Origin of the sequence: Burkholderia sp. MSMB2157WGS, from assembly GCF_001532755.1 — a bacterium.
Classification (GTDB): Bacteria; Pseudomonadota; Gammaproteobacteria; order Burkholderiales; family Burkholderiaceae; genus Burkholderia.
On record NZ_LPJG01000006.1, the window covers coordinates 30,320 to 53,398 of the forward strand.

The following is a 23,079-nucleotide window of genomic DNA, read 5'->3' on the forward strand; positions in this document are numbered from 1 at the left end:
GCGGGGCGACAATCTCGAACAATCGAACACAATTGCGCACAGATTCTCCGCACATTCAGGACAGTCTCGGCGCAGGGCGGCCCCTAGACTGCGGGCTTCGTCACTCGGATCTCGATATTGTGCGCCCATCCCTTCGCCGCTACCGCTATTGCATGCCGCTCGCCGGCCTGACCCTCGCCGCCGCCGCCCACGCGGAAAACCAGTATTCGTTGTCGCTCGGCGGCGGATTCGCACCGCGCTATCAGGGCAGCAACCAGTATCGCGGCGTCGTCGCGCCGTCGTTTTCCGCCACGTTCGGCAACGGCTTCTTCGTCGACGGCACGCAGGGCGCCGGCTACCGGCTGAACCTGCCGCACGGTGCGTTCGTGTCGGCGGCGGTGAGCTACGACGCGGGCCGCGCGGACGAGAACCGCTTCGACCTGCCGGGCTCCGACTACCTGAAGGGGATGGGCCGGATTCCCGGCTCGGTGCTCGTCGGCGTGCGCGCCGGCGTGTCGCTCTTCGATGCGGCGGAACTGAGCATCACGGTCGATACGCCCGTGACTCACACGTCGCGCGGCGTGTCGGGGCACGTGGATCTCGCGGTGCCGGTACTCAAGACGTCGCAGCACGAGATCGTCGTGACGGGCACCGTGCACGCGGGCTCGGGACGCTACCTGCAGACCTTCTACGGCGTGACCGACGCGCAGTCGATGACGAGCCGGTTCCGGCCGTATTCAGTGAGCGGCGGGATCGACAGCGCGGCGATGGCGGTGGCGTGGAACTGGACGCTGTCGCGGCACTGGTCGGTGCTCGCGACCGGCGGCGTGACGCGCCTGCTCGGCCGCGCCGGCGACAGCCCGATCGTGCAGTCGCGCAACAACTACTACGGCATCGCGGGCGTGACGTACAAGTTCTGAGCGCATTGCCGACGCGGGCCGGTGCACGCCGGTGCGCCCGGTGCGTCGGCGTCGCGCCGTCGCTGCGAGCCGCGTGCGGTAACATGCGGGCGGGTTCGGCGTCAGGCCGGCCCTGCGACGCCGGTGCGCCGAGGCGGCTCGGCCGGGTCGCGAAAGGCCGCCGTTCGCCGACCGGCTCCATCGGGAAACGGCCGGCAGCGTGCGGAACCGATCACGCATGCGATGCCCGGTCGTGCGCGAATGCCGCCACGGACTGCCGGGCCGCGACAGGGAGAAACCGATGAAGAACACGATCGCGATGCTCGTTGCACTCGTTGCGAGCGCAACCGTTGCAGGATGTGCGGACATGGAAACGAAGCACCCCAACGCCACCGCCGGCGGCGCGGCCAGACCCCCTCTGGAGCCGGGTGCCGCGCAGGTATGCAAGGCGAATGCCGCGCCGGACGATGCGCTGGTCGGCAAGACCGAGACCGATGCGACCGCGTTGCTCGACGGCTGCCTGTGGCGCGTGCTCGAGCGTGACGGGAAGTCGCTGCCGGGCACGATGGATTACCGGGAGGAGCGCCGCAATCTCGGCATTCGCGACGGGAAAGTGATCTGGGTGCGGCGCGGGTGAGGCATTCGGCGTCAGTGTGGCGTGCTCCCGTGCGTGCCGTGACCCGACACGCGTTGCCCGGCGTCGCCGTGCATGCCGGGCCGCCGATGAGGATGAGGGCGCGGGCGCTCGCATGGGTGCTGACGGTGCCGTGCGTGCTTGCCGGATGCGGGCCGCACGACGGCGATGCATCGGCCGACGCGCGTACGGTGTGCATTACCGGATACAACGAGTACACCCGCAAGCTTCACGAATTCTGGCTCGACAACGAGCATCGGTCGGGATGCTTCGGCAATCCGTCGGCACGGGACGCGGGCGAGGCATTCGGCGGCGGTGGCGGGTTCGCGTGCGGCTGCAAGGTCACGCCGGGGCGGAAGGTGAAGCTGTACTGGGCATTCGCGCAGCCGCTGGACGAGATCGAGCGCGGCGTCCCGGCGGAGCACCAGACGATCGACGTGACGATTCCGCAGCCGGAATCGTCGACGTCGCGTTATCTGCGCGTGTATTTCCGGAAGAACGGCACGGCCGAACTGCAATGGGTGGACGACATGAACGCGCCCGAACTGCGGCCGACCGCGGATCGATGAGCGCGGCGACGGGCGTGCGATCGGACGCGCGTTACTTCGAGAGGTACCACAGCGCGTCCGCGCTGACGCGCGACGGCTGAGCGGCCGCGGCCGGGGCTTGAGCCGGCGCGGGCGGCGGCGTGTTCGACGTGATGGCCGTCGGCAGCGTGGCGGGAATATTCGCGGTCGAAGGCGAGGCCGCCGCCGTCCCCGACGTCGACGGCGTATTCACGTACCACAGCGCATCGGCCGAGGCGGTGCGTTTCGCCGTCGTATTGGGCGCCGCGTTCGCCGCCGTACTGGCCGACTTCTTCGATGCCGAGGCCGATGCGCCGGCGGTCGCCGTATTCGCCGTATTCGCCGTCCCGGCCTGCGCGGTCATGCCTGCGGCCGCCGCACCCCGCTGCGCGCGCGCTTCGAACGGCCCGAGCTGGAAGATCAACGTTTGCGCGGGACGCGTCAGAACGGCATACGGGAATTGCAGCTCCCACGACATCAGCACGCGTCCCGACGACGTTTCGGTGAAGATCGCCGGCACGTGCTTCATGTCGCTGAACTGCACGTAGATCCGCGCGCCGTCGTCGAACACCTGGGTCGGCTTGGCCTGGTCGGCGCCGGTCACCGTCCATCCGAAGTTGTACGTACCGGCCGGGCCGGCGGGGCCGCCCTGCGTCGGCGGAGGCGGCGCGGCCGGCGAGATCGTACGGGCACGCGTGACGGGCGGCGCCGACACGCTCAGGCTCGCGAACGGGTTGTACGTCTGCGCCTGTTGCGGCGGCGTGAAGGAGGGGGGAAGGATGGGCATGGGAGTATCCGGCGAATCCGGCATGGTCCGGATTGCATCATAGACCTTGCGCGCGTACGCGAGGCGCTTGTCGGGCGACGCGGAGTTGTACGCGCCGATCGCGTTCCAGTTGGGGCCGAGCTGGCGGATGTTCTGCGACAGGATCCACGCGCCGACGTACGCGTTGGTGCACGCATCGAACAGGCTTTCCCGCGTGATGCCTTCGCGCGCGAGCGTCGGCAGCCACGTGCTGTTGATCTGCATCAGCCCGATGTCGACCGTGCCGTTGGTATTCGTGTTGACCGCGTTCGGATTCATCCCCGATTCGACCTGCGCGATGCCGCGCATCAGGCTGACGCTCACGTGCTGGAACGCGGCCGCGTCGTCCAGGCAATCGGCGCGCGCGACGCCGCAGAGCGCGCACGAGAGCGCGATCGTCGAGGCGATTGTCAGCGTGTCGCGGCTGAGCGGGCGAGTGATATGACGCGGCATGGCAGGATGGGGCGGAATCCGGCCGCCCGGTGCAAGGAAATTACGCAGACGCGAAGTGTGCCATAGCAAGCGGGCAAATGGCTCGCGTCAAACTTTCCTTTGCATTTGTGCGCGCATGCGCCGCGCATTTTTATCGCGCCGGATCACGGGTCGAGCCGATGGCCGGTCGGTAAAAATGGCCGGTATTTGCGCGCATGCGATTGCAACGGCAGCGATCATATCCTGACGTATTACGTCAGTTGCGCGATTAAACGGTGATGGCCGGAGCGAAAAGGGATAATCGCGTCGCCGCCGATGGCGGGCGAAAGCAAGCGACATGAAAACGGCGGCCGAAACCGCCGTCTGCGCAATCCGAAGACGGGCGGCCACACCGCGTTGCGCGTTGCGCAACCACTGTAGCCGGCCGTCTCCGAGCATGCCGTCAGAAGCGGTGACGCAGGCCGAGGTTGACCATCGTCTGCGAGCTCGTGCCCGCATAACCGTACGATCCGATCGACGCCTGCGCGGCCATCGACCCGCCATTGCCGTCGCCGGTCTGGCCGCTCGCGTGCTGGTACGCGGCGGTCAGGTAGACGTCGGTGCGCTTCGACAGGCTGTAGTCCGCGCCGGCCGATACCTGGTGATAGGTCGCCGACGTGTCGCCGCCCGAGCGCGTGTAACTGTAGCCGACGCCGACGAGCAGCGCATTCGTCGCCTGGTAGTTCACGAAACCTTGCCCCGTGTTGTAGTGCTCGTTCGAGCCGAACACCGAACTTGCGTCGCGGCGGTACTGCGCGTTGCTGTAGCCGAGGCCGAACGTGAACGGGCCGGCGACGTACTGGCCCGCGATGCGGGCGATGCCGAGCGAGTGCGCGCTGGCATAGCCGCTGTTGATCGGGCCGTCGAACGTGCCGTCCGACGAACTGGTCCAGCCGTTGCGCAAGCCGTTCGACGCGGGGCTGTTGGTCGCGTGGAAGTAGCCGCCCGCGACGCTGAACGGCCCGTTGTTGTACGACACGGCGGCCGAGTACGACTGCGCGGCGCCGGTGCTGCCGGCGATGCCGCCGAACGAATACATCGCCGAGAACTGCAGGCCCGCATAGACGGCCGACGTGTACTTCACCGCGTTGTCGACGCGGAAGCTGTTGTCGTAGTTGTCGACGTCGCCCGGCGTCGCGAACACGCTGCCGAGGTAGTTGTCGGCGGTGATGCCCTGCACGAGATCGACGAGCGGATCGTACTGGCGGCCGAACGTGAGCGTGCCGTAGCGGTCGCTCGTCAGGCCGACGAACGCTTGCCGGCCGAAGAGGCGGCCGCCCTGGCCCTGCCGGCCGTTGCTCGGGTCGAAGCCGTTCTCCAACTGGAACAGCGCCTTCAGCCCGCCGCCGAGATCCTCGGTGCCTTTCACGCCCCAGCGGCTGCCGGCCAGGTTGCCCGCGCTGCTGTTGCCGAGCATCCATGCGTTGTCCTTGCCTTGCGCATGGTTCACATAGGTGATCGACGTGTCGATCACGCCATACAGCGTGACGCTCGACTGCGCATGCGCGACGGGCATCGCCGCGAACGACGCGAGCGAAATCAGCGAGAGGGTCGTGCGTTTCATTGTCATCTCCTTGCGCATCGGTGTGGGTTCGTGATCCGGAATGGCAGGAGACTACAGAGCCGTAATAAAACGGCAAAAATGAAATTCTCCGTTGTGGTCTGATGCCGACAGGCGCATTCCCGGAAATTCATTTTTGAGGGATTTGGATTATTGAACACTATGCATCAATGGATTGCCGTTTCGCGATTTTTCCATTGCGTTTTGCGCGGGGCGTGATAATACGGCGCGATATTCGGGTGAATTCCGGCAATCGCAATATTGTTATCGATCCGTCAAATCATTATTTAACGAATCGAATTGGCCGACGTGGAACGAATGTGATAACCGCGCGCGATTCGCATCCGACGGCGGTATCGACTTCGCCATCCGTCGCTGCGTCAGCGTCGCTCGCGTACCGAAACCGCGGTCACCATCTCGCTTTTGTATATAATAATCATTCTCATTTACAGAATGGTTGACGCCTGCGCACCCCGGAACCCGGCCATGTCCGCTGACAAGCTGTCCCTCCATCGAGAAATCGACGCCCTCTATGCCGGCCACCACGCGTGGCTGCGCGGCTGGCTGAGCCGGAAGCTCGGTTGCGCGCACCGCGCGGCCGATCTCGCGCACGACACGTTCGTGCGTCTGCTCGCACGCGACGAGCCGATCTGCGCCGCCGAGCCGCGCGCGTTCCTGACGACGGTCGCCCAGCGTGTGCTGAGCAACCACTGGCGGCGTGAGCAGATCGAGCGCGCGTATCTCGACGTGCTCGCGCAGCGCCCGGAAGCCGTTGCGCCGTCGCCGGAAGAACGGGCCGTCGTCGTCGAGACGCTGCTCGACATCGACCGGCTGCTCGACGGCTTGCCGCTCGCGGCGAAGCGCGCGTTCCTGCTCGCGCAGCTCGACGGGCTCACGCAGACCGACATCGCGCGCGAACTCGGCGTGTCGCTCGCGACGGTGAAGCGCTATCTCGTGAAGGCCGGCACGCAGTGCTTTTTCGCGATGGCGGCCTGACCGATGGCCGCCCCGGGAGCGCCGGCGGTGCCGCCGCACGTCGCACGTCGCGCGGTCGAATGGTGGGTCGACCGGCAGTCCGGCCGGACGGACGATGCGTTCGTCGCCGCGCTCGCGCGCTGGCGCGCGGAGGATCCGGCGCACGACGCGGCGTGGCGTCACATCGAAGCGATGCAGGGCCGGTTCGATCGGCTGGCGGGCGGGCTTGACGCGCAAGCCGCGCATGCGGCGTTGCTGCCGAAGCGGGCGGGCCGCCGCGCGGCCGTGAAGGCGCTGGCCGTGCTGCTGTTCGCGGGCGGCGCCGCATGGATGGCCGAGCCCGCACGGCGCGCGGCGATCTGGCCGGCCGACCTGCGCACGGCCGTCGGCGAGCGGCGCACGGTGACGCTCGCGGATCGCACGGTCGTCGTGCTCGATACCGACACGGCGCTCGACGTGCGCTTCGACGACGCGGCGCGGCGCCTGCACTTGCTGCGCGGCACGATCATGGTCACCAGCGGTCACGACGGGCGTGTGCCTGCGCGGCCGCTCGTGGTCGCGACCGCACAGGGCGAGTTGCGGCCGCTCGGTACGCGCTTCGCGGTGCGGCAGCGCGACGGTGCGACGCGCTGCGAGGTGTTTGCCGGCGCCGTCCGGGTGCAACCGGTCGATGCGTCGGCCGGCACGCGCGTAATCGCGGCCGGAGAGGGCGCGGATTTCACGCGCGCCGCGATCGGGGCGGCGGCGCCGCTCGATCCGTACGCGTCCGCGTGGACGGGCGGCATGCTCGTCGCGTCGCGTATGCGGCTGGCCGATCTCGTCGCCGAACTCGACCGCTATCGGCGCGGCAGCCTGCGCTGCGATCCGGCCGTGGCCGATCTGCGCGTGTCGGGCACCTATCCGCTCGACGATCCCGCACGCGTGCTCGATACGCTGACGGCGACGCTGCCGATCGACGTCCACTACCTGACGCGTTACTGGGCGACCGTCGTGCCGGCCCGTTCGTGAGCGCGCCGAAAATTTTTTTTCGCCGACCTGAGCTGTTTCTCGATGTTCGCGTGACATGGGTCATGAACACAGCACTGGCCCATCGTCCACCGACTCCCCGATCATGGCTTCCATCCGTCTCACGTATCGGCGCCGTCCGGCGCCCGCCCGTCGTCTGCCGTGCGCGTCGCGCCCGGCCACGCCGGCCCCGTTTGCCCGCCGGCTGGCCGGCGCCGTCCTGCTGTCGGCACTGCTGCCGCTGCCGGCGCTGGCCGACACCGATGCCGATGCGGCGCCCGCCGCGCAGCGGGCGTCGCGTCGCGCGTTCGATATTCCGGCCGGCCCGCTCGAAGCGGTGCTGAACCGGTTCGGCCGCGACGCGGGCATCCTGCTCGCGTTCCCGGCCGACCTGACGGCCGGCCTGACGAGCGGCGGCGTGCACGGCCGGTTCGACGTCGACGGCGGGTTCGACCGCCTGCTCGCCGGCACGGGGCTCGTCGCGCTGCGCCAGCCGGGCGGCGGCTACACGCTGATGCGGGCGGACGGTTCGGCGGCCGCGCTCGTGGCGGCTGGCGCCGCGCCGGCCGCCGAGTTGCCGACGATCGACGTGCGGTCCAGCGCATTGCGCGCCGAAAGCTATCGTGCGCCGAAGGAAGCGGGCGTGCTGCGCACCGACGTGCCGCTGCTCGATACCGCGCAGGCCGTCAACATCGTGCCCGCGCAGGTGCTGCGCGACCAGCGGCCGCGCAATCTCGACGACGCGCTCGGCAACGTGAGCGGCATCACGCAGGGCAACACGCTCGCGGGCACGCAGGACACGATCATGAAGCGCGGCTTCGGCGGCAACCGCGACGGCTCGATCATGCAGAACGGCATGCCGCTCGTGCAGGGCCGGGCGTTCAACGCGGCGACCGACAGCGTCGAGGTGCTGAAGGGGCCGACGTCGCTGCTGTACGGGCTGATGGACCCGGGCGGCGTCGTCAACGTCGTCAGCAAGCAGCCGCAGCTCACGCGCTACAACGCGATCTCGCTCGGCGCGTCGACGTTCGGGCACGGCAAGAACGGCGGCAGCGCGACCTTCGACTCGACCGGGCCGGTCGGCGATTCGCGACTCGCGTACCGGCTGATCGTCGATCAGTCGAACGAGCAGTACTGGCGCAACTTCGGCGAGTACCGGCAGACCTTCGTCGCGCCGTCGCTCGCGTGGTACGGCCGCGATACGCAGGTCGTGGTGTCGTATCAGTACCGGAAGTTCCATTCGCCGTTCGATCGCGGCACCGCGCTCGATCCGCGCACCAATGCGCCGCTCGACATTCCCGCGCGGCGGCGCATCGACGAGCCGTTCAACGACATGGACGGCGAATCGCATCTCGCGCAACTGAGCGTCGATCATCAGTTCAACGCGGACTGGAGCGCGCATGTCGGCTACAGCTACAACCGCGAAACTTACGACGCGAACCAGTTGCGCACGACCGGCGTCGATCCGGTGAAGGGCACGCTGACGCGCAGCAACGATGCGACGCACGGGTCGCTCAGCACCGACAGCTACGGGATCGGCTACGTGACCGGCAAGCTGACGCTCGCGGGGATGCGGCACGACGTGCAGGTCGGCTTCGATACCGAATACCGCCGCATCTATCGCAAGGACATGCTGCGCCAGGCCGTGAAGACGCCGTTCAGCTACGTCGATCCGGTGTACGGGCTGCTGCCGCCGTCGAGCACGGTGTCCGCGAGCGACAGCGACCAGACCGACACGCTGCACGATGCGTCCGCGTTCTTCCAGGATACGGTCCACCTGACCGACAAGTGGATCGTGTCGGGCGGCCTCCGCTACATTACCTACAACCAGGTCGCGGGACGCGGCCGGCCGTTCACCGCGAACACCGATCTCAGCGGCTCGAAGTGGTTGCCGCGCGCAGGTGTCGTCTACAAGTGGACCGATACGTTCTCGCTGTACGGCAGCTATTCGCAGTCGCTGAAGCCGTCGTCGTCGATCGCGCCGATGACGGGCTACGTGATCGACGGCGCGACGCCGCCCGAGGAAGCGACCGCGTGGGAAGTGGGCGGCAAGCTCGACCTGCCGGGCGGAATGACCGGCACGCTCGCGCTGTTCGACATCGACAAGAAGAACGTGCTCGTGTCGCAATACAACGACGCGACGAAGCTGACCGACTGGCGCACGTCGGGCAGGGCGCGCTCGCGCGGCATCGAGCTCGACGTGTCCGGCAAGATCGGCGAACGCGTGAACGTGATCGCGAGCTACGCGTACATCGACGCGAAGACGACCGAGGATCCGCAGTACACGGGCAACCAGCTGTGGAACGTCGCGCGTCACACTGCATCGCTCGCGGCCGTCTACGACTTCGGCACGGTGGCGGGCGGCGACGACCTGCGCATCGGCGCGGCCGCGCGCTACGTGGGCGCTCGGCCCGGCGATTCGGCGAACAGCTTCACGCTGCCGTCGTACGTGCTCGCCGATGCGTTCGCGACCTACGACACGCGGATCGGCAAGCAGAAACTGTCGTTCCAGTTCAACGTGAAGAATCTGTTCAATCGCACGTATTACCCGTCGAGCGCGAACCGCTACTTCGTCGCGATCGGCGACGCGCGGCAGGTGTCGCTGCTGACCACGCTGCAGTTCTGACCATGCAATCGCCGCGCGGCCGTTACGCCGGCGCGCGGCCTCGGAGAGTAATCCAGATGAATCTGAAGACGAAGACCGGTGCGCGCCGCCGCTTGTTGCGCACGATCGCGGGTTCGGCGCTCGCGCTGTCCGCGGGCGTCGGTGCCGGCGCCGGCGCGTCGGCACCCGCATTCGCCGCCGATGCGCCGCAGCCCGTCACGCGCGTCGCGATGCTCGTGCAGTTGCACGGCCCGAACCTGAAGGTCGACGAACGCATCGGCCAGCATCTCGGCGAACGCGGCTACGCGGTGCGCCTGATCGACGAGGCGGCCGCGCCCGATGCGGCGCGCGACGCCGATCTGGTGGTGATCTCGTCGACGGTATCGTCGAAGAACGTGCGGCCCGGCTGGCGCACGCTCGACAAGCCGCTCGTGACGTGGGAAAACGACCTGCTCGACGATCTCGCGATGACGGGCAAGCGGCACGACGTCGACTTCGGCGAAACGGGCAAGGAGCGTTACCTGTGGCTCGTCAATGCGCCGCATCCGATGGCGGCCGGGCTGCCGGCCGGCGCGACGAACGCGTACGGCAAGCAGGCGCCGATGAGCTGGGGCAAGCCGGGGCTCGGCGCGATCACGATCGCGACCGTGTATGGGCAACCCGACAAGGCCGCGATCTTTGCATACGAGAAGGGCGCGACGATGGACTACGAAACGCTCGCGCCGGCGCGCCGCGTGATGTTCTTCCTCGACAACGACACGTTCACGAACCTGTCGCCGGCCGGCGTCGCGCTGTTCGACGCGGCGGTGGATTGGGCGGCCGGGCGGCGCTGAGCCGCCACGCGTCGATCACGCGGCCCGCGGCGGCGGGCGCCGACGCGACGCGGCGTCGATCAGTCGCGCGAGCGTCTGCGCGGGTTCCGACATCGTGCGCCGGGCGCGATGCACGAGCCCGATGTCGCGGTGAAACGTGTGATGCCCGAGATCGATCGCGCGCACGCCGGCCGGCCAGCGGCGATACCCGGCGGTTTGCGGCACGATCGCGACGCCGACGCCGTTCTCGACCAGCTTGACGATCGCGTCGAGCTCGTCGAGTTCGCAGGTGTCGCGCACCGCGATGTGCATCTTGCGCAGAAAGCGGTCGACCTGGCGGCCGCCGAACGACCCGCGGTCGTAGCGCACGAACGGCTCGCGCGCGAGCAGCGCGGCCCAGTCCTTGCCCTTCACGCCGCGCGGCACGATCAGCCGGAACGGTTCCTGCGCGAGTGTCGTCCAGTGCAGGTCGCTCTGCAGCGCGAACGGCGGGCGGATGATCGCGGCCATGTCGATTTCGCCCGTGTCGACCCGGTTGACCAGCTCGATCGACAGCCCGGGTATCACGCGCGTCCGGCATGCAGGGTGCAGGCGATGGAAATCGGCCAGCGCGGCAGGCAGCAGCGCGCTCTGCACCGAGGCGATCGCGCCGATCGTCACGCGCACGGCGGCCGGCGAGCCGGGCGCGGTCGAGCTCAGGTTCTCGTACAGGCCGATCAGCGCCTGCGCCTGGTCGAGCACGTGATGGCCCCGCTCGTTGAGCCGCGCCGATCGCCCTTGCCGATCGAACAGCGCGAAGCCGAGTTCGGCTTCGAGACGCTGCATCTGCGCGCTCACGGCCGCTTGCGTGAGCCCGATACGATTGCCGGCCGCGGCAAAGGTGCCTTCGCGGGCGACGGCGACGAGGGTTTTCAGTTCGCGGATCATTCATCGATTCCGTTTATGAATCGCGAAATTATATATTGATTTAATTTTTGCTCGGCCTTGTCTACCATGATGCCGTCCTCGCGCCACGCGAGCATTTCTTTCACGAGGCCATCATGAGTCTTTCCCCGTTTCACCTGGCGATTCCGGTCTACGACCTGCCGGCCGCGCGCGATTTCTACGGTCGCGTATTCGGGCTCGAGGAGGGGCGCTCGAGTGCACAGTGGGTCGACTTCGACTTTTACGGGCATCAGCTCGTGATCCACGAGCATCCGAAAACCGCCTCGCAGGAAGGCGCACATACGAATGCGGTCGACGGTCACGACGTGCCGGTGCCGCATTTCGGGATCGTGCTCGACTGGGCGAGCTGGGAAGCGCTGGCCGAACGCTTGCGCGCGTTCGGCGTGACTTTCGCGATCGCGCCGTACGTGCGGTTCCGGGGGCAGGTCGGCGAACAGGCGACGATGTTCCTGTTCGATCCGTGCGGCAATGCGCTCGAATTCAAGGCGTTCCGCGACATCGGCCAATTGTTCGCGAAGTAACCGGCAGCGGCGCGGCGCCGATTGAAATTGGGTGCGAGAATGCGGCCTGCGGCCCGGCCGCGCGCAGCTGCGACGGCCGGCGCCGCGCCGCACGGCATCCGCCCGTGCGCGTCGTTCTCCAAGGAACCCGTATGGACAATCACATCGCTCCGGTGGAGCTGAAGAAAGCCTACCGCCTCCTCAATCACGGCCCGACCGTGCTCGTGTCGGCCCGCCACGACGGCGTCGACAACGTGATGGCCGCCGCCTGGGCGTGCGCGCTGGATTTCCTGCCGCCGAAGCTGACCGTCGTGCTCGACAAATCCGCGAAGACGCGCGAGCTCGTCGAGCGCAGCGGTACGTTCGTGATCCAGGTGCCGACGGCCGCGCAACTGCAGCTCACGCATGCGGTCGGCAGCCACAGCCTCGCGGAGCGGCCCGACAAGCTGCGCGAAGCGGGCGTCACGCTGTTCGACGTCGCCGGTCACGACCTGCCGTTCGTCGCCGGCTGCTCGGGCTGGCTCGCGTGCCGGTTGATTCCGGAGCCGCACAATCAGCAGACCTACGATCTGTTCATCGGCGAGGTGATCGGCGCATGGTCCGACACGCGCGTGTTCCGCGACGGCCACTGGTATTTCGAATCGGCCGACCCCGCGCTGCGCAGCCTGCACTACATCGCGGGCGGCAATTTCTATGCGATCGGCGAATCGCTGCACGTCGATCCGGACGCGCAGTAAGCGCCGGGCGCGCTGTCCCGGATCGGGCGCGCTTCATGCGCGCTTTTTCAGTTCGGCGAGCATGAGGTCGGCGAACGTCTGCGCGACGCGTGGCAGCGTGCGCCCGCGCTTCGCGACGAGCGCGATCGGCCGTACGAACGCGCGATCGTCGATCGGCTTCGCGACCAGGTCGGGCTCGGCGCGCACCTCGCGTGCGGTCGCGGGCAGGATCGTCACGCCGAGGCCGCCGCGCACCATCGCGACGGCCGTCATCATGTAGGTGGGCTCGCACGCGATGTCGGGCGTGCAGCCGGTCGCTTTCAACGCGGCATCGACGACGCTGCGCACGCTCGTGCCCTGCGCGGTGAGCACGAGCGGCACGCCGGCGACGTCGGCGGTGCTCACGCGGCGCTTGCGCGCGAGCGGATGATCCTTCGGGCATACGGCGACGAGCCGGTCGGCGCCCGCGTACAGCACCTCCAGCGACGCATCGAACATGTCGCCGCCGGTCAGTCCGAGATCGGCTTCCTCGTTGCGCACCAGCGCGGTGACGAGGCTCGCGACGCCGTCGCGGATCTCGAAGCCCGCGCGCGGCACGTCGCGCCGAAACGACTGGATCAACTCCGGCAGCACGCTGGACGCGAAGGTCGGCAGGCACGCGAGCCGCACCGTGCCGCTCGTGCCTTCGCCGAGCGCGCGCGCATCGCGCAGCACGCGCTCCATGTCGTCGAGCGAGCGCTGCAACAGCGGCAGCAACTCGCGCCCGGTCTGCGTGAGCGCGACGCTGCGGCTGTTGCGGTCGAACAGGCGCGCGCCGACGATGTCCTCGAGCCGGCGGATCTGCACGGTCAGCGCCGGCTGTGACAGATGCAGCCGCGCGGCGGCGCGCGTGAAGTTGCCGGCGTGCGCGACGGTGACGAACGCGCGAATGTCGCGAAGATTCAGATCCATAACGCTTCGTGATTGCTGCGATCAAATCATTTCAATTGTGCTATCGCTGCGCCGACCTTACGCTCGTCTCCAACAAAAGACAAGGTAGGAGACACCGATGCTGCCGTTACTCGGGCTGGGCACGATCGTCGTGCTGCTGGCCGCGATTCTGTCGAAGCGGATGTCGCCGCTCGTCGCGTTGATCGTCGTGCCGATCGCCGCGTCGCTGCTCGGCGGCTTCGGGTTGCACACCAGCAAGTTCGTCATCGACGGGCTGAAAGGGCTCGCGCCCGTCGTCGGGATGTTCGTGTTCGCGATCCTGTATTTCGGGACGATCACCGACGCCGGCACGCTCGATCCGATCATCGACCGGATCCTCGGCGCGGTCGGCACGCGGCCGACGCGCATCGTGATGGGCACGACGCTGCTTGCGCTGCTGATCCACCTCGACGGCTCGGGCGCCGTCTGCTTTCTCGTGACGATTCCGGCCGTGCTGCCGCTGTACGACCGACTGAAGATGGACCGGCGCGTGCTGGCCGCCGCCGTGTCGATGGCCGCGGGCATCAACTTCCTGCCGTGGACCGGGCCGATGATCCGCGCGTCCGCGTCGCTGCACCTGCCGGTGTCGGCGCTGTTCAATCCGCTGATCCCGGTGCAGGCGATCGGGCTCGTGTTCGTGTTCGGCGTCGCCTACTGGCTCGGGCGGCGCGAGGAGAAGCGGCTCGGCCTGTCGCGCGACGATGCGTCGATTCCGTTGCCCCGACGCGAACTGACGGCCGACGAGCAGGCGCTGCGCCGGCCGCACCTGTTCTGGTTCAACCTCGTGCTGACGCTCGTCGTGCTCGGCACGATGGTCGTGATGGGCGAGAAGATTCCGCCCGCGATCATGTTCATGGTCGGGCTGTGTGTCGCGCTGATGGTGAATTACCCCGACGTCGACATGCAGCGAAAGCGCATCGACGCGCACGCGCGCGCCGCGCTGATGATGGCCGGCATCCTGCTCGCGGCCGGCGTGTTCACCGGGATCATGCAGGGCAGCGGGATGCTGAAGGCGATGGCGCAGGCGGCGGTCGGCTTCGTGCCGCCGTCGATGGCGGGCCATATCCCGGTGGCGCTCGGTCTCGCGTCGATGCCGCTCAGCATGTTGTTCGATCCCGATTCGTTCTACTTCGGCGTGCTGCCGGTGATCGCGGAGGTGGCCGGCCAGCTCGGCGTGCCGGCCGTGCAGGTCGGGCAGGCAGCGCTGCTCGGCCAGATGACGACGGGGTTCCCGGTCAGCCCGCTCACGCCCGCGACGTTCCTCGTCGTGGGCCTGTGCGGGATCGAGTTGGCCGAGCACCAGAAATTCACGTTTCCGCTGCTGTTCGGCGCGTCGATCGTGATGACGATCGCCAGCGTCGCGCTCGGCATCTTTTGATTCTTCCCGGCGGCGCGTGTCGCCGGACGACGGTACGGACATGACAGCCATGCAAACTGAACGACGCGTGCGAATCGGCGCGGGCGCCGGCTACTCGGGCGACCGGATCGAGCCCGCGGTCGAACTGGCCGAACACGGGCAGCTCGACTATCTGGTGTTCGAATGCCTGGCCGAGCGCACGATCGCGATCGCGCAGCAGGCGCGCCGCAACGATCCGGCGCTCGGCTACGATCCGCTGCTCGACGCGCGGATGCAGGCGGTGCTGCCGGTCGCGGCGGCCAGGCGCGTGCGCATCGTATCGAACATGGGCGCGGCGAACCCGCGCGCGGCCGCACGACGTACCGCGCGGATCGCGCAGTCGCTCGGCATCGCGGGGCTGAAAGTCGCGGCGGTCGAAGGCGACGACGTGCTCGACGTCGTGCTGCGCGGCGCGTTCCGTTTCGAGGAATCGGGCGATGAAGTCGCCGCGTATCGCGAGCGCATCGTGTCCGCGAACGCGTATCTCGGCGCCGCGCCGATCGTCGATGCGCTCGCGGCCGGCGCGGACGTCGTGCTGACCGGCCGCGTCGCCGACCCGTCGCTGTTCGCCGCGCCGCTGATCCACGCGTTCGGCTGGCGGATGGACGACTGGGACACGCTCGGCCAGGCGACCGTCGTCGGCCATCTGCTCGAATGCGCGGGGCAGGTGACGGGCGGCTATTTCGCCGATCCCGGCTACAAGGACGTGCCGAATCTCGCGCGGCTCGGCTTCCCGATCGGCGAGGTCGCCGCCGACGGCTCGGTCGTGATCACGAAGGTGCCGCATGCGGGCGGCCGCGTGAGCGCGGCGACCTGCAAGGAACAACTGCTCTACGAGATTCACGACCCGGCGCGATATCTGCAGCCCGACGTCGTGGCCGATTTCACGCGCGTGGCAGTCGCCGAGGAAGCGGTCGATCGCGTGCGCGTGACGGGCGGGCGCGGCGCCGCGCGGCCCGATACGCTGAAGGTGTCGGTCGCGTATGTCGACGGCTGGATCGGCGAAGGCCAGATCTCGTACGGCGGCCCGGGCGCGCTCGCGCGTGCGCGTCTTGCGCTCGACATCGTTCGCGAGCGGCTCGCGCTGACCGGCGTCGCGGCGAGCGAGCTGCGCTTCGACCTGATCGGCGTCGATGCGCTGTACGGCGACGCGACGCCGGCCGGACGCGGCGAGCCGGCCGAGGTGCGCGTGCGGGTGGCCGGCCGGGCAGCGACCGCCGCCGAAGCCGCGCGGATCGGCAACGAAGTCGAGACGCTCTATACGAACGGGCCGGCCGGCGGCGGCGGTGCGTTCAAGTCGACGCGCGAGGTGATCGCCGTGCAGTCGGTGCTGCTGCCGCGCGCGGCCGTGACGCCGTCGTTTTCATTCGTGGAGGCCTGATGCAACTGCGTGAACTCGCGCATGCGCGCACCGGCGACAAGGGCAATACGCTGAACGTGTCGGTCATCTGCCGCGATCCGCGTCATTACGATCATCTGCGCACGCATCTGGATGCGCAGACGGTCAAGGCGTGGCTGGCGGGTATCGTCCACGGCGACGTCGTGCGCTACGAGTTGCCGGCGCTCGGCGCGTTCAACTTCGTGCTGCGCGATGCGCTCGGCGGCGGCGTGACGCGCTCGCTCGCGCTCGATGCGCACGGCAAGTCGATCAGTTCGGCGCTGCTCGCGATCGAGGTGCCGGATCCGGCGTGACACAGGCGTAGTGCCGGGACGGGGCCGGACGCTCACGGCATCGGGTACGCGCGGCGGCTAGGCCATCCACGTGCACTGGACGGTGAAGTTCGACGCCGCGCGCGGGCGTCAAGGCGTGCCGAAGGCGCTGCGCGGCGGATACTGAGTCGTCGTGCGCCGGAACGGGCGACGTTACGCCGCCCACCCCTCACACGTACAGGTAGCGCACGAGGTGGAAGAACACCGGCGCGGCGAAGCAGATCGAATCGACGCGATCGAGCATGCCGCCGTGGCCGGCGATCATCGAGCCCCAGTCCTTCGTGCCGAGCGAGCGCTTGACGGCCGACAGCACGAGCCCGCCGACGAAGCCGGCGATCACGATCGCGAGCGAGATCCCGAACGCCGCGCCGAAGCTGAACGGCGTCACGCGATACAGCGAAGCGCCGCACAGCGTGGCCAGCAGGCCGCCGCCGACGAAACCCTCGATCGTCTTCGACGGCGACAACTGCGGCGCGATCTTGCGGCGTCCGAACAGTTTGCCGACCACGTACTGCAGCACGTCGCTGATCTGCACGACGAACAGAAAGAAGAACAGCAGCAGCGCGTTCTGCCCGGCGTAGCGCGGAATGTCGAGGATCAGCACGGCCGGCGCGTGGCTCAGCCCGTACACGCACACCATCAGCGCCCAGTTGATCTTCGCGTTGCGGCTCAGGAATTCGCGCGTGTCCTGCGTGAGCGCCGATACGAGCGACATCGCGAAGAACAGGTGCACGGGCACGAAGATCGAATACATCCCGTACCAGTTGATCCCGAGCAGCAAGTATTGCACCGGGATCGCGACGAAGAACGCGATGAAGAGCGTCGTATGGTCGCTCGCGGTGGTCGGCGTGAGCGTGATGAATTCGCGCAGCGTCAGGTACGACAGCAGCGCGAACACCAGGTACGTGACGTTGTTGCCGAGGCCGATCGCGACGGCCATGATCGCGATCATCGCCCACCATGCGCGGATGCGCTGGTTCAGGTTGACGATGGTCGCGCTCGTGCCGCCGCTGCGCGCGCCGAGGATCGCGCCGATCACGGTCGCGACGACGAGCACGCCCGTGACGCCCGCGACCAGTTCCCAGAAGAGGGTTCGCATGGTTGATGTCCGGAAAAGGGAGAAGGGGGCGCCGCGTTCAGCCGGCCGGCCGCTGCGGCGGCGCGAGCGCGATGACCGCGTCGCGCATGCGGGCGAGGAACGTCGGCTTGTCTTCCTGAGCGCCGAGCGCTTCGTTTGCGCCGAAATGCACCTTGCAGATCAGCGGCACGGGCCAGATCGCGCCCTTCGGCATGATGCGCTGCAGGTTCTCGAGATAGACGGGTGCGAGCGCGACGTCCGGGAACTCGGTTGCGAGATGGAACAGCCCGCTCTTGAACGGCTGCGGCAGCACGTCGGCGCCGCGCGTGCCTTCCGGGAAGATGATGATCGAGTGACCCTGGCGCAGCGCATCGCGCACCGGGTCGAGCGGGTCGCCCCCGCTTTCGCGATGACGGTCGATCAGCACGACGTTCAGGAGCTTTTGCGCGATGTGGCGCTTCAGGTTGCTGCTGTCCCAGTAGTCGCGCGCGGCGACCGGCCGCACGACTGCGCGTACGTCGCGCGGCAGCGCGGCGAGGATCGCGAGCGTGTCGATGTGGCTCGTATGGTTCGAGAAATAGATCTTCTGAGTCGGCGACGGCGGCGCCTGATGCCAGACGGGATACGCGCCGGCGACGAGCCGCACGATGGACAGCAGGAAGTCGCGCTGCCAGACGTTGAGGACGTTCATCGGTACACCGGCTCCTGCATGCATGCCCGGCCCGCTGCGCACGCGCGGCGGACGGAACCCCGGAATGCCGGCGCGGCAGGATGCGCGCCGGATCGCTCTCGTTTACATTTTTTCAAGTTCGTGGCTGCCTGTCGCAGGTCCGCGATGATCGGACGATTCGCCGTCGCACGCTGTTGCGTCGCGGCGAATGCGCCGGACGGCGGCGTGATGATCGGCTGTTGCACGCGTGCCCGTCTGCAGTTCGAATCGATCTCGCCGCGATCGGGCCAGCGGATTATCGCGAGTTTCGAAGAAAAACGCCAGATTGGCGCCGCCCGGGCGGGCCGGCCCGCATGCTTGACGCAGCGAGGCCGCTCGGCGACGATGAGGGCCGTTCAATCCAGGCCGGCGACGGCCGTTTCGCCGCCCGGGGCATGGCGGCGGGAAACGTAGCCGACCGTCTCGCGCGAATAATACGAATACGAAACGATGAGCCTCTACGCACTCAAACCCAAATTCCAGGACCGTCTGCGCCCGTTCGCGAATGCGCTCGCCGAACGCGGCGTCACCGCCAACCAGGTCACGCTGTTCGCGGCCGGCGGCTCGATCGTCGTCGGCGCGCTCGCGGGGCTCGGCGTGTTCGCCCGCGTGCTGTTCCTGCTGATTCCGTTGTGGCTGTTCGCGCGGATGGCGCTCAACGCGATCGACGGGATGCTCGCCCGCGAGCACGGGCAGAAGAGCACGCTCGGCGCGTACCTGAACGAGCTGGGCGACATCGTGTCCGACGTCGCGCTCGTGCTGCCGTTCCTCGCCATTCCGGCGTTCGCGCCGGCGGACGTCTGGCTGTTCGCGCTGACGGCGGTGATCGTCGAATGCGCGGGGCTGATCGGCCCGCTCGTCGGCGCGACGCGCCGCTACGACGGCCCGTTCGGCAAGAGCGACCGGGCGCTGGCTCTCGGCGCGTTCGCGCTGTGGATCGGCTTGGGCTTGCCGGTCGGCAGTGTCGCCGCATGGCTGTGGCGGCTGCTGATCGTGCTGTCGATCGTGACGGCGGTGCGGCGCGTCCAGGCGGGCATTGCCGAAGCGGGCGGCTGACGGGGCGGGCGCCGGAGGGCGGCGCTACATGATTCGAACAACGAAACGAGAGAGATCGCATGAGCACACGCACGGCCCGTGAGGCCGACTTCATCACGCACGACGGTCAAACGCTGTTCTATCGACACTGGCCCGCGACGGGCGCACGCTGCCGCGGCGCCATCGTGCTGCTGCATCGCGGGCACGAACATTCGGCGCGCGTCGCGCACCTCGTCGACGAGCTCGACCTGCCGGATTTCGCTTTTTTCGCGTGGGACGCACGCGGCCACGGCCGCTCGCCGGGCGCGCGCGGCTACAGTCCGAGCGCGGCCGCGTCGGTGCGCGACCTGCAGACCTTCGTCGAGCATATCCGCGACACGCACGGCATCGCGATCGAGGAGATGGCCGTGGTCGGCCAGAGTGTCGGCGCGGTGCTCGCGGCGACCTGGGCGCACGACTATGCGCCGCCGATCCGCGCGCTCGTCGTCGCGTCGCCGGCGTTCCACATCAAGCTCTACGTGCCGTTCGCGCGGCCGGGTCTGCGGCTGATGCACACGCTGCGCGGGCTGTTCTACGTGAACAGCTACGTGAAGCCGAAATTCCTCACGCACGATCCGGAGCGGATCGCGAGCTACGCGTCCGATCCGCTGATCACGCGGCCGATCGCGGTCAACATGCTGCTCGACCTGCACGACACCGCGCGGCGGATCGTCGCCGACGCGGCCGCGATCACCGTGCCGACGCAATTGCTGATCTCGGGCGCCGATTGGGTCGTGCATCGCGGCCCGCAGGACCGCTTCTTCGAACGGCTCGGCTCGGCGCGCAAGGAGCGCATCGTGCTGCCGGGCTTCTATCACGACACGCTCGGCGAGCGCGACCGTGCGCAGGCGCTCGCGCCGCTGCGTGCGTTCGTGCTGCGCGAGTTCGATGCGCCGAGCCCGCGCGTGTCGCTCGCGGATGCGGACCGGCGCGGCGCATTCCACGACGAATACGCGGCGCTCGGCCGGCCGCCGGCCAACGTGTTCGCCCGTGCGTACTGGGCACTCGCGCGCGCCGGCCTGAAAGCCGGCGGCGCGCTGTCGGACGGCATCGCGCTCGGGCTGCGGCTCGGCTTCGATTCGGGCTCGACGCTCGACTACGTGTACCGCAATCGCGCGCAGGGGAGATTCGGCGTCGGCGCGCTGATCGACCGCACGTATCTCGATTCGCCGGGCTGGGTCGGCATTCGCCAGCGCAAGGTGCATCTGCAGGAATTGATCGGCGCGGCGATCGGCCGCCTGCGCGGGCACGGCTCGCCGGTGCGGATCGTCGACATCGCGGCCGGCCACGGGCGCTACGTGCTCGACGCGATCGCGATGGCCGCCGAGCGCGACGGCGCGGCGCCCGACGACATCACGCTGCGCGACTACAGCCCGCCGAACGTCGAGGCCGGGCGTGTGCTGATCGCGCAGCGCGGTCTCGAGCCGATCGCACGCTTCGAGCGCGGCGACGCATTCGACGAGGCGTCGCTCGCGACGCTCGAGCCGCGGCCGACGCTGGCGATCGTGTCGGGGCTGTACGAGTTGTTCGGCGAGAACGCGCTGATCGAGCGCTCGCTGCGCGGGCTCGCGCAGGCCGTGCCGCCGGGCGGCTATCTCGTCTATACGGGGCAGCCGTGGCATCCGCAGCTCGAATTCATCGCGCGCGTGCTGAACAATCACCGCGGCGAGTCGACCTGGGTGATGCGCCGCCGTTCGCAGGCCGAAATGGACGAGCTCGTCGCGCGGGCGGGCTTCCGCAAGCTCGACCAGCGGATCGACGAGATGGGCATCTTCACGGTCAGCCTCGCGCAGCGGGTCGACGCGTCATGAGCGCGCTCGGCGGCGGCGCGGGCGCGCGGGGCGGGCTGGCCGAGCCGGCGGCGGCCGGCGCGCGCGACGCGTCGTTCGCGCTGCGCGTCGGCTGGCTCGCGGCGATGGGCGCCGTGTTCTTCTCGACGTACGGCTTCGCGAACTGGCTCGCCGCACGCCGCGCCGCGGTGCCGACGTTCGCGTTCGGCTGGGAGCATGCGATCCCGTTCGTGCCGTGGACGATCGTGCCGTACTGGTCGATCGACCTGCTGTATGCGCTGTCGTTCTTCTTCTGGACGCGCCGCGACGATCTGCTCGATCACGTGAAGCGGCTGTTGACCGTGCAACTGGTGTCGGTCGCGTGCTTCATCGCGTGGCCGTTGCGCTTCGGCTTCGAACGGCCCGACGCGGGCGGCATGGCCGGTGCGTTGTTCACGCTGCTGATGGGTTTCGACAAGCCGTTCAACCAGGCGCCGTCGTTGCATATCGGCTTGCTCGTCGTGCTGTGGGCCGTCTATGCGAAGCACCTGCGCGGCACGTTCGTGCGGGCCGTGCTGCATCTGTGGTTCGCGGCGATCGGCGTGTCGGTGCTGACGACCTACCAGCATCACGCGATCGACGTGCCGACCGGTGCGGCCGTCGGCTGCCTCGCGCTGTTCCTGTTTCCGCTGCGCGATGCCGCGGGCCGATTGCCGGGCACCGATGCGTTGCCGTGCGCGGCCGGTCGCGCGCTCGCGCGCCGCTATGCGTTCGGCGCCGCGCTGGTCGCACTCGCGGCGCTGGCGTGCGTGCCGCGCGCGCCGGGCTGGGCGCTGGCGGCAGGGTGGGTCGCGCTGGCGCTCGCCTGCGTCGCCTGGGCCTACCGGCGCGGCGCGCCCGGCGCGTTTCAGAAAGATGCGCACGGGCGGCTGCCGGTCTTCATCGGCTGGCTGCTCGCGCCGACGATCGCCGGCGCGTTCGTCAATTCGCGGTTGTGGACGTTCCGGCAGCCGGCGCCGGTGCGGATCGACGAGCGCGTGTCGATCGGCCGTACGCCGACGACGCGCGACGTCCGGCGCCACGGCTTCACCGCGCTGGTCGACCTGACCGCCGAGATGCCGCGCTGGGCCGCGGCCGATGCATCGTTCGCGTATGCGTGCGTGCCGCAGCTCGACCTCGTCGCACCGACGGCGGCGCAGCTCGCGCAGGCCGTCGCGGCGCTCGAACGCCTGCATGGCGAAGGGCGCGACGTGCTGGTCTGCTGCGCGCTCGGCTACGGGCGCAGCGTGCTGTGCGCGGCCGCCTGGCTCGCGGCGCGGCGCGGGCTGACGAATGCGCGGGACGCACTGGCCGCGGTGCGCGCGGTCCGGCCGCACGCGGTGTGGTCGGAGGAGGGCGTGGCCGTGCTGCAGCAGTGGATCGATCGCCGTCGCGATGGGGAGCACGGGTGATGCGCGATCCGTCCGCTCCGTTCAGGATTGCCGCCGCGCGCGGCGCGCTCGACGCGGGTGCGTGGGCGATCGCGGCCGCGCTGGCCGCGGCCGGCGCCGGCGGGTGGATCGCGGCGGGCTGGCCGCCGATGCTCGCCCGCGTGCTGCTGGCCGCCGTCAGCACGGGAGCGGGGATCGCGGCGCTGTGGTACGCGGTGCGCATCGAGATCGATCGGCGGTTGTTCGCCGCGTTGGTGCAGGCGGCGGGAGGTCATGCATCGATCGACGATGGGCTCGCGGCGCTCGACCGCGCGCTCGTCGATCTGGGCTGGATCGACGCAGCGAAGGCCGGGCGCACGCTCGACGCGCGCGTGCGCGGCGCGGTCGGGCTGTGCCGGGCCGCCGTGCTCGTCGCGGTCGTGCAGTGGATCGTCGTCGGGATCGCGATCGCGGGGCGGCCGATCGGCTAGC

Annotated in this window: 22 protein-coding genes; 16 read left to right on the forward strand and 6 right to left on the reverse strand. The window is 68.9% G+C overall.

The features are described from left to right. The first annotated feature begins 152 nt into the window (after nucleotides 1-152). The 3 genes from WT53_RS02800 to WT53_RS02810 all read left to right on the forward strand — a co-directional run bounded on the left by WT53_RS02800 (nucleotide 153) and on the right by WT53_RS02810 (nucleotide 2,081). Nucleotides 153-899 carry a MipA/OmpV family protein gene (locus tag WT53_RS02800; protein WP_034207004.1) on the forward strand — a complete coding sequence of 249 codons (747 nt, stop codon included), beginning with the start codon at nucleotides 153-155 and terminating at the stop codon, nucleotides 897-899. 280 nt (nucleotides 900-1,179) lie between these two features. Continuing rightward, nucleotides 1,180-1,515 carry a hypothetical protein gene (locus WT53_RS02805; RefSeq protein ID WP_034207879.1) on the forward strand — a complete coding sequence of 112 codons (336 nt, stop codon included), beginning with the start codon at nucleotides 1,180-1,182 and terminating at the stop codon, nucleotides 1,513-1,515. Nucleotides 1,516-1,601: 86 nt separating this feature from the next. Next, nucleotides 1,602-2,081 (forward strand): DUF3304 domain-containing protein, encoded by a 480-nt coding sequence (locus WT53_RS02810; RefSeq protein WP_034207880.1) that lies wholly within the window; start codon nucleotides 1,602-1,604, stop codon nucleotides 2,079-2,081. A gap of 31 nt (nucleotides 2,082-2,112) precedes the next feature. Here the strand turns inward: WT53_RS02810 and WT53_RS02815 are convergent, their stop codons facing one another. Then, entirely contained in the window at nucleotides 2,113-3,336 is a 1,224-nt protein-coding gene (locus WT53_RS02815) for a transglycosylase SLT domain-containing protein (RefSeq protein WP_034207005.1), read from the reverse strand. Nucleotides 3,337-3,757: 421 nt separating this feature from the next. Beyond that, nucleotides 3,758-4,918: a porin gene (locus WT53_RS02820; protein ID WP_034207881.1), complete on the reverse strand. Its 1,161-nt coding sequence runs from the start codon at nucleotides 4,916-4,918 to the stop codon at nucleotides 3,758-3,760. 483 nt (nucleotides 4,919-5,401) lie between these two features. Here WT53_RS02820 and WT53_RS02825 point away from each other — a divergent pair, with 483 nt between their 5' ends. The 4 genes from WT53_RS02825 to WT53_RS02840 are packed head-to-tail and all read left to right on the forward strand — an operon-like array spanning nucleotide 5,402 to nucleotide 10,333. Continuing rightward, nucleotides 5,402-5,911: a sigma-70 family RNA polymerase sigma factor gene (locus WT53_RS02825; protein WP_034207006.1), complete on the forward strand. Its 510-nt coding sequence runs from the start codon at nucleotides 5,402-5,404 to the stop codon at nucleotides 5,909-5,911. A gap of 3 nt (nucleotides 5,912-5,914) precedes the next feature. Further along, on the forward strand, nucleotides 5,915-6,898 hold the full coding sequence (locus tag WT53_RS02830) for a FecR domain-containing protein (protein ID WP_034207007.1): 984 nt from the start codon (nucleotides 5,915-5,917) through the stop codon (nucleotides 6,896-6,898). 55 nt (nucleotides 6,899-6,953) lie between these two features. Then, nucleotides 6,954-9,521: a TonB-dependent receptor gene (locus tag WT53_RS02835; RefSeq protein ID WP_034207008.1), complete on the forward strand. Its 2,568-nt coding sequence runs from the start codon at nucleotides 6,954-6,956 to the stop codon at nucleotides 9,519-9,521. A gap of 56 nt (nucleotides 9,522-9,577) precedes the next feature. Then, nucleotides 9,578-10,333 (forward strand): hypothetical protein, encoded by a 756-nt coding sequence (locus tag WT53_RS02840; protein ID WP_034207009.1) that lies wholly within the window; start codon nucleotides 9,578-9,580, stop codon nucleotides 10,331-10,333. Between the two features lie 15 nt (nucleotides 10,334-10,348). Here WT53_RS02840 and WT53_RS02845 read toward each other — a convergent pair whose 3' ends face one another. Continuing rightward, nucleotides 10,349-11,239 (reverse strand): LysR family transcriptional regulator, encoded by an 891-nt coding sequence (locus WT53_RS02845; RefSeq protein WP_034207010.1) that lies wholly within the window; start codon nucleotides 11,237-11,239, stop codon nucleotides 10,349-10,351. Nucleotides 11,240-11,352: 113 nt separating this feature from the next. Here WT53_RS02845 and WT53_RS02850 point away from each other — a divergent pair, with 113 nt between their 5' ends. Both WT53_RS02850 and WT53_RS02855 read left to right on the forward strand, forming a co-directional pair. Then, nucleotides 11,353-11,778, forward strand: coding sequence for a VOC family protein (locus WT53_RS02850; RefSeq protein WP_060258447.1), 426 nt, complete (start codon nucleotides 11,353-11,355; stop codon nucleotides 11,776-11,778). Between the two features lie 131 nt (nucleotides 11,779-11,909). Then, nucleotides 11,910-12,494, forward strand: coding sequence for a flavin reductase family protein (locus WT53_RS02855; protein ID WP_059782708.1), 585 nt, complete (start codon nucleotides 11,910-11,912; stop codon nucleotides 12,492-12,494). Between the two features lie 33 nt (nucleotides 12,495-12,527). On the opposite strand, the gene WT53_RS02860 is transcribed toward WT53_RS02855, so the two are convergent. After that, nucleotides 12,528-13,424 (reverse strand): LysR family transcriptional regulator, encoded by an 897-nt coding sequence (locus tag WT53_RS02860; RefSeq protein WP_034207013.1) that lies wholly within the window; start codon nucleotides 13,422-13,424, stop codon nucleotides 12,528-12,530. A 97-nt stretch (nucleotides 13,425-13,521) separates the two neighbouring features. Between WT53_RS02860 and WT53_RS02865 the strand changes: the two genes are divergently transcribed. Genes WT53_RS02865 through WT53_RS02875 form a run of 3 tightly spaced genes read left to right on the forward strand, consistent with a single transcriptional unit; the run spans nucleotide 13,522 to nucleotide 16,530 of the window. Further along, nucleotides 13,522-14,820 carry a CitMHS family transporter gene (locus WT53_RS02865; protein ID WP_059782711.1) on the forward strand — a complete coding sequence of 433 codons (1,299 nt, stop codon included), beginning with the start codon at nucleotides 13,522-13,524 and terminating at the stop codon, nucleotides 14,818-14,820. Nucleotides 14,821-14,860: 40 nt separating this feature from the next. Then, complete coding sequence (locus WT53_RS02870) at nucleotides 14,861-16,219, forward strand: acyclic terpene utilization AtuA family protein (protein ID WP_060258450.1); 1,359 nt, start codon at nucleotides 14,861-14,863, stop codon at nucleotides 16,217-16,219. After that, complete coding sequence (locus WT53_RS02875) at nucleotides 16,219-16,530, forward strand: hypothetical protein (RefSeq protein ID WP_060258394.1); 312 nt, start codon at nucleotides 16,219-16,221, stop codon at nucleotides 16,528-16,530. The genes WT53_RS02870 and WT53_RS02875 overlap by 1 nt, the downstream gene beginning before the upstream one ends. 187 nt (nucleotides 16,531-16,717) lie before the next feature. On the opposite strand, the gene WT53_RS02880 is transcribed toward WT53_RS02875, so the two are convergent. Next, on the reverse strand, nucleotides 16,718-17,647 hold the full coding sequence (locus tag WT53_RS02880; protein ID WP_006481850.1) for a phosphatidate cytidylyltransferase: 930 nt from the start codon (nucleotides 17,645-17,647) through the stop codon (nucleotides 16,718-16,720). 37 nt (nucleotides 17,648-17,684) lie between these two features. Continuing rightward, complete coding sequence (locus WT53_RS02885) at nucleotides 17,685-18,317, reverse strand: lysophospholipid acyltransferase family protein (protein WP_059782716.1); 633 nt, start codon at nucleotides 18,315-18,317, stop codon at nucleotides 17,685-17,687. A 468-nt stretch (nucleotides 18,318-18,785) separates the two neighbouring features. Between WT53_RS02885 and WT53_RS02895 the strand changes: the two genes are divergently transcribed. From WT53_RS02895 to WT53_RS02910, 4 genes are read left to right on the forward strand one after another with little or no spacing between them, the layout of a single operon-like run. Beyond that, complete coding sequence (locus WT53_RS02895) at nucleotides 18,786-19,391, forward strand: CDP-alcohol phosphatidyltransferase family protein (protein ID WP_034207018.1); 606 nt, start codon at nucleotides 18,786-18,788, stop codon at nucleotides 19,389-19,391. Nucleotides 19,392-19,450: 59 nt separating this feature from the next. Next, nucleotides 19,451-21,220: a bifunctional alpha/beta hydrolase/class I SAM-dependent methyltransferase gene (locus WT53_RS02900; RefSeq protein ID WP_060258399.1), complete on the forward strand. Its 1,770-nt coding sequence runs from the start codon at nucleotides 19,451-19,453 to the stop codon at nucleotides 21,218-21,220. After that, entirely contained in the window at nucleotides 21,217-22,629 is a 1,413-nt protein-coding gene (locus WT53_RS02905) for a phosphatase PAP2/dual specificity phosphatase family protein (RefSeq protein ID WP_060258402.1), read from the forward strand. Before WT53_RS02900 ends, WT53_RS02905 begins: the two co-directional genes overlap by 4 nt. After that, on the forward strand, nucleotides 22,629-23,078 hold the full coding sequence (locus tag WT53_RS02910; protein ID WP_060258406.1) for a hypothetical protein: 450 nt from the start codon (nucleotides 22,629-22,631) through the stop codon (nucleotides 23,076-23,078). The genes WT53_RS02905 and WT53_RS02910 overlap by 1 nt, the downstream gene beginning before the upstream one ends. Nucleotide 23,079 lies beyond the last annotated feature (1 nt).

Excerpts from the sequence above, each read along its gene's own strand:
- WT53_RS02800 (WP_034207004.1), top strand. The coding sequence starts at position 153 with ATGCCGCTCGCCGGCCTGACCCTCGCCGCCGCCGCCCACGCGGAAAAC.
- WT53_RS02805 (WP_034207879.1), top strand. The coding sequence starts at position 1,180 with ATGAAGAACACGATCGCGATGCTCGTTGCACTCGTTGCGAGCGCAACC.
- WT53_RS02810 (WP_034207880.1), top strand. The coding sequence starts at position 1,602 with ATGAGGATGAGGGCGCGGGCGCTCGCATGGGTGCTGACGGTGCCGTGC.
- WT53_RS02815 (WP_034207005.1), bottom strand. The coding sequence starts at position 3,336 with ATGCCGCGTCATATCACTCGCCCGCTCAGCCGCGACACGCTGACAATC.
- WT53_RS02820 (WP_034207881.1), bottom strand. The coding sequence starts at position 4,918 with ATGAAACGCACGACCCTCTCGCTGATTTCGCTCGCGTCGTTCGCGGCG.
- WT53_RS02825 (WP_034207006.1), top strand. The coding sequence starts at position 5,402 with ATGTCCGCTGACAAGCTGTCCCTCCATCGAGAAATCGACGCCCTCTAT.
- WT53_RS02830 (WP_034207007.1), top strand. The coding sequence starts at position 5,915 with ATGGCCGCCCCGGGAGCGCCGGCGGTGCCGCCGCACGTCGCACGTCGC.
- WT53_RS02835 (WP_034207008.1), top strand. The coding sequence starts at position 6,954 with ATGGGTCATGAACACAGCACTGGCCCATCGTCCACCGACTCCCCGATC.
- WT53_RS02840 (WP_034207009.1), top strand. The coding sequence starts at position 9,578 with ATGAATCTGAAGACGAAGACCGGTGCGCGCCGCCGCTTGTTGCGCACG.
- WT53_RS02845 (WP_034207010.1), bottom strand. The coding sequence starts at position 11,239 with ATGATCCGCGAACTGAAAACCCTCGTCGCCGTCGCCCGCGAAGGCACC.
- WT53_RS02850 (WP_060258447.1), top strand. The coding sequence starts at position 11,353 with ATGAGTCTTTCCCCGTTTCACCTGGCGATTCCGGTCTACGACCTGCCG.
- WT53_RS02855 (WP_059782708.1), top strand. The coding sequence starts at position 11,910 with ATGGACAATCACATCGCTCCGGTGGAGCTGAAGAAAGCCTACCGCCTC.
- WT53_RS02860 (WP_034207013.1), bottom strand. The coding sequence starts at position 13,424 with ATGGATCTGAATCTTCGCGACATTCGCGCGTTCGTCACCGTCGCGCAC.
- WT53_RS02865 (WP_059782711.1), top strand. The coding sequence starts at position 13,522 with ATGCTGCCGTTACTCGGGCTGGGCACGATCGTCGTGCTGCTGGCCGCG.
- WT53_RS02870 (WP_060258450.1), top strand. The coding sequence starts at position 14,861 with ATGACAGCCATGCAAACTGAACGACGCGTGCGAATCGGCGCGGGCGCC.
- WT53_RS02875 (WP_060258394.1), top strand. The coding sequence starts at position 16,219 with ATGCAACTGCGTGAACTCGCGCATGCGCGCACCGGCGACAAGGGCAAT.
- WT53_RS02880 (WP_006481850.1), bottom strand. The coding sequence starts at position 17,647 with ATGCGAACCCTCTTCTGGGAACTGGTCGCGGGCGTCACGGGCGTGCTC.
- WT53_RS02885 (WP_059782716.1), bottom strand. The coding sequence starts at position 18,317 with ATGAACGTCCTCAACGTCTGGCAGCGCGACTTCCTGCTGTCCATCGTG.
- WT53_RS02895 (WP_034207018.1), top strand. The coding sequence starts at position 18,786 with ATGAGCCTCTACGCACTCAAACCCAAATTCCAGGACCGTCTGCGCCCG.
- WT53_RS02900 (WP_060258399.1), top strand. The coding sequence starts at position 19,451 with ATGAGCACACGCACGGCCCGTGAGGCCGACTTCATCACGCACGACGGT.
- WT53_RS02905 (WP_060258402.1), top strand. The coding sequence starts at position 21,217 with ATGAGCGCGCTCGGCGGCGGCGCGGGCGCGCGGGGCGGGCTGGCCGAG.
- WT53_RS02910 (WP_060258406.1), top strand. The coding sequence starts at position 22,629 with ATGCGCGATCCGTCCGCTCCGTTCAGGATTGCCGCCGCGCGCGGCGCG.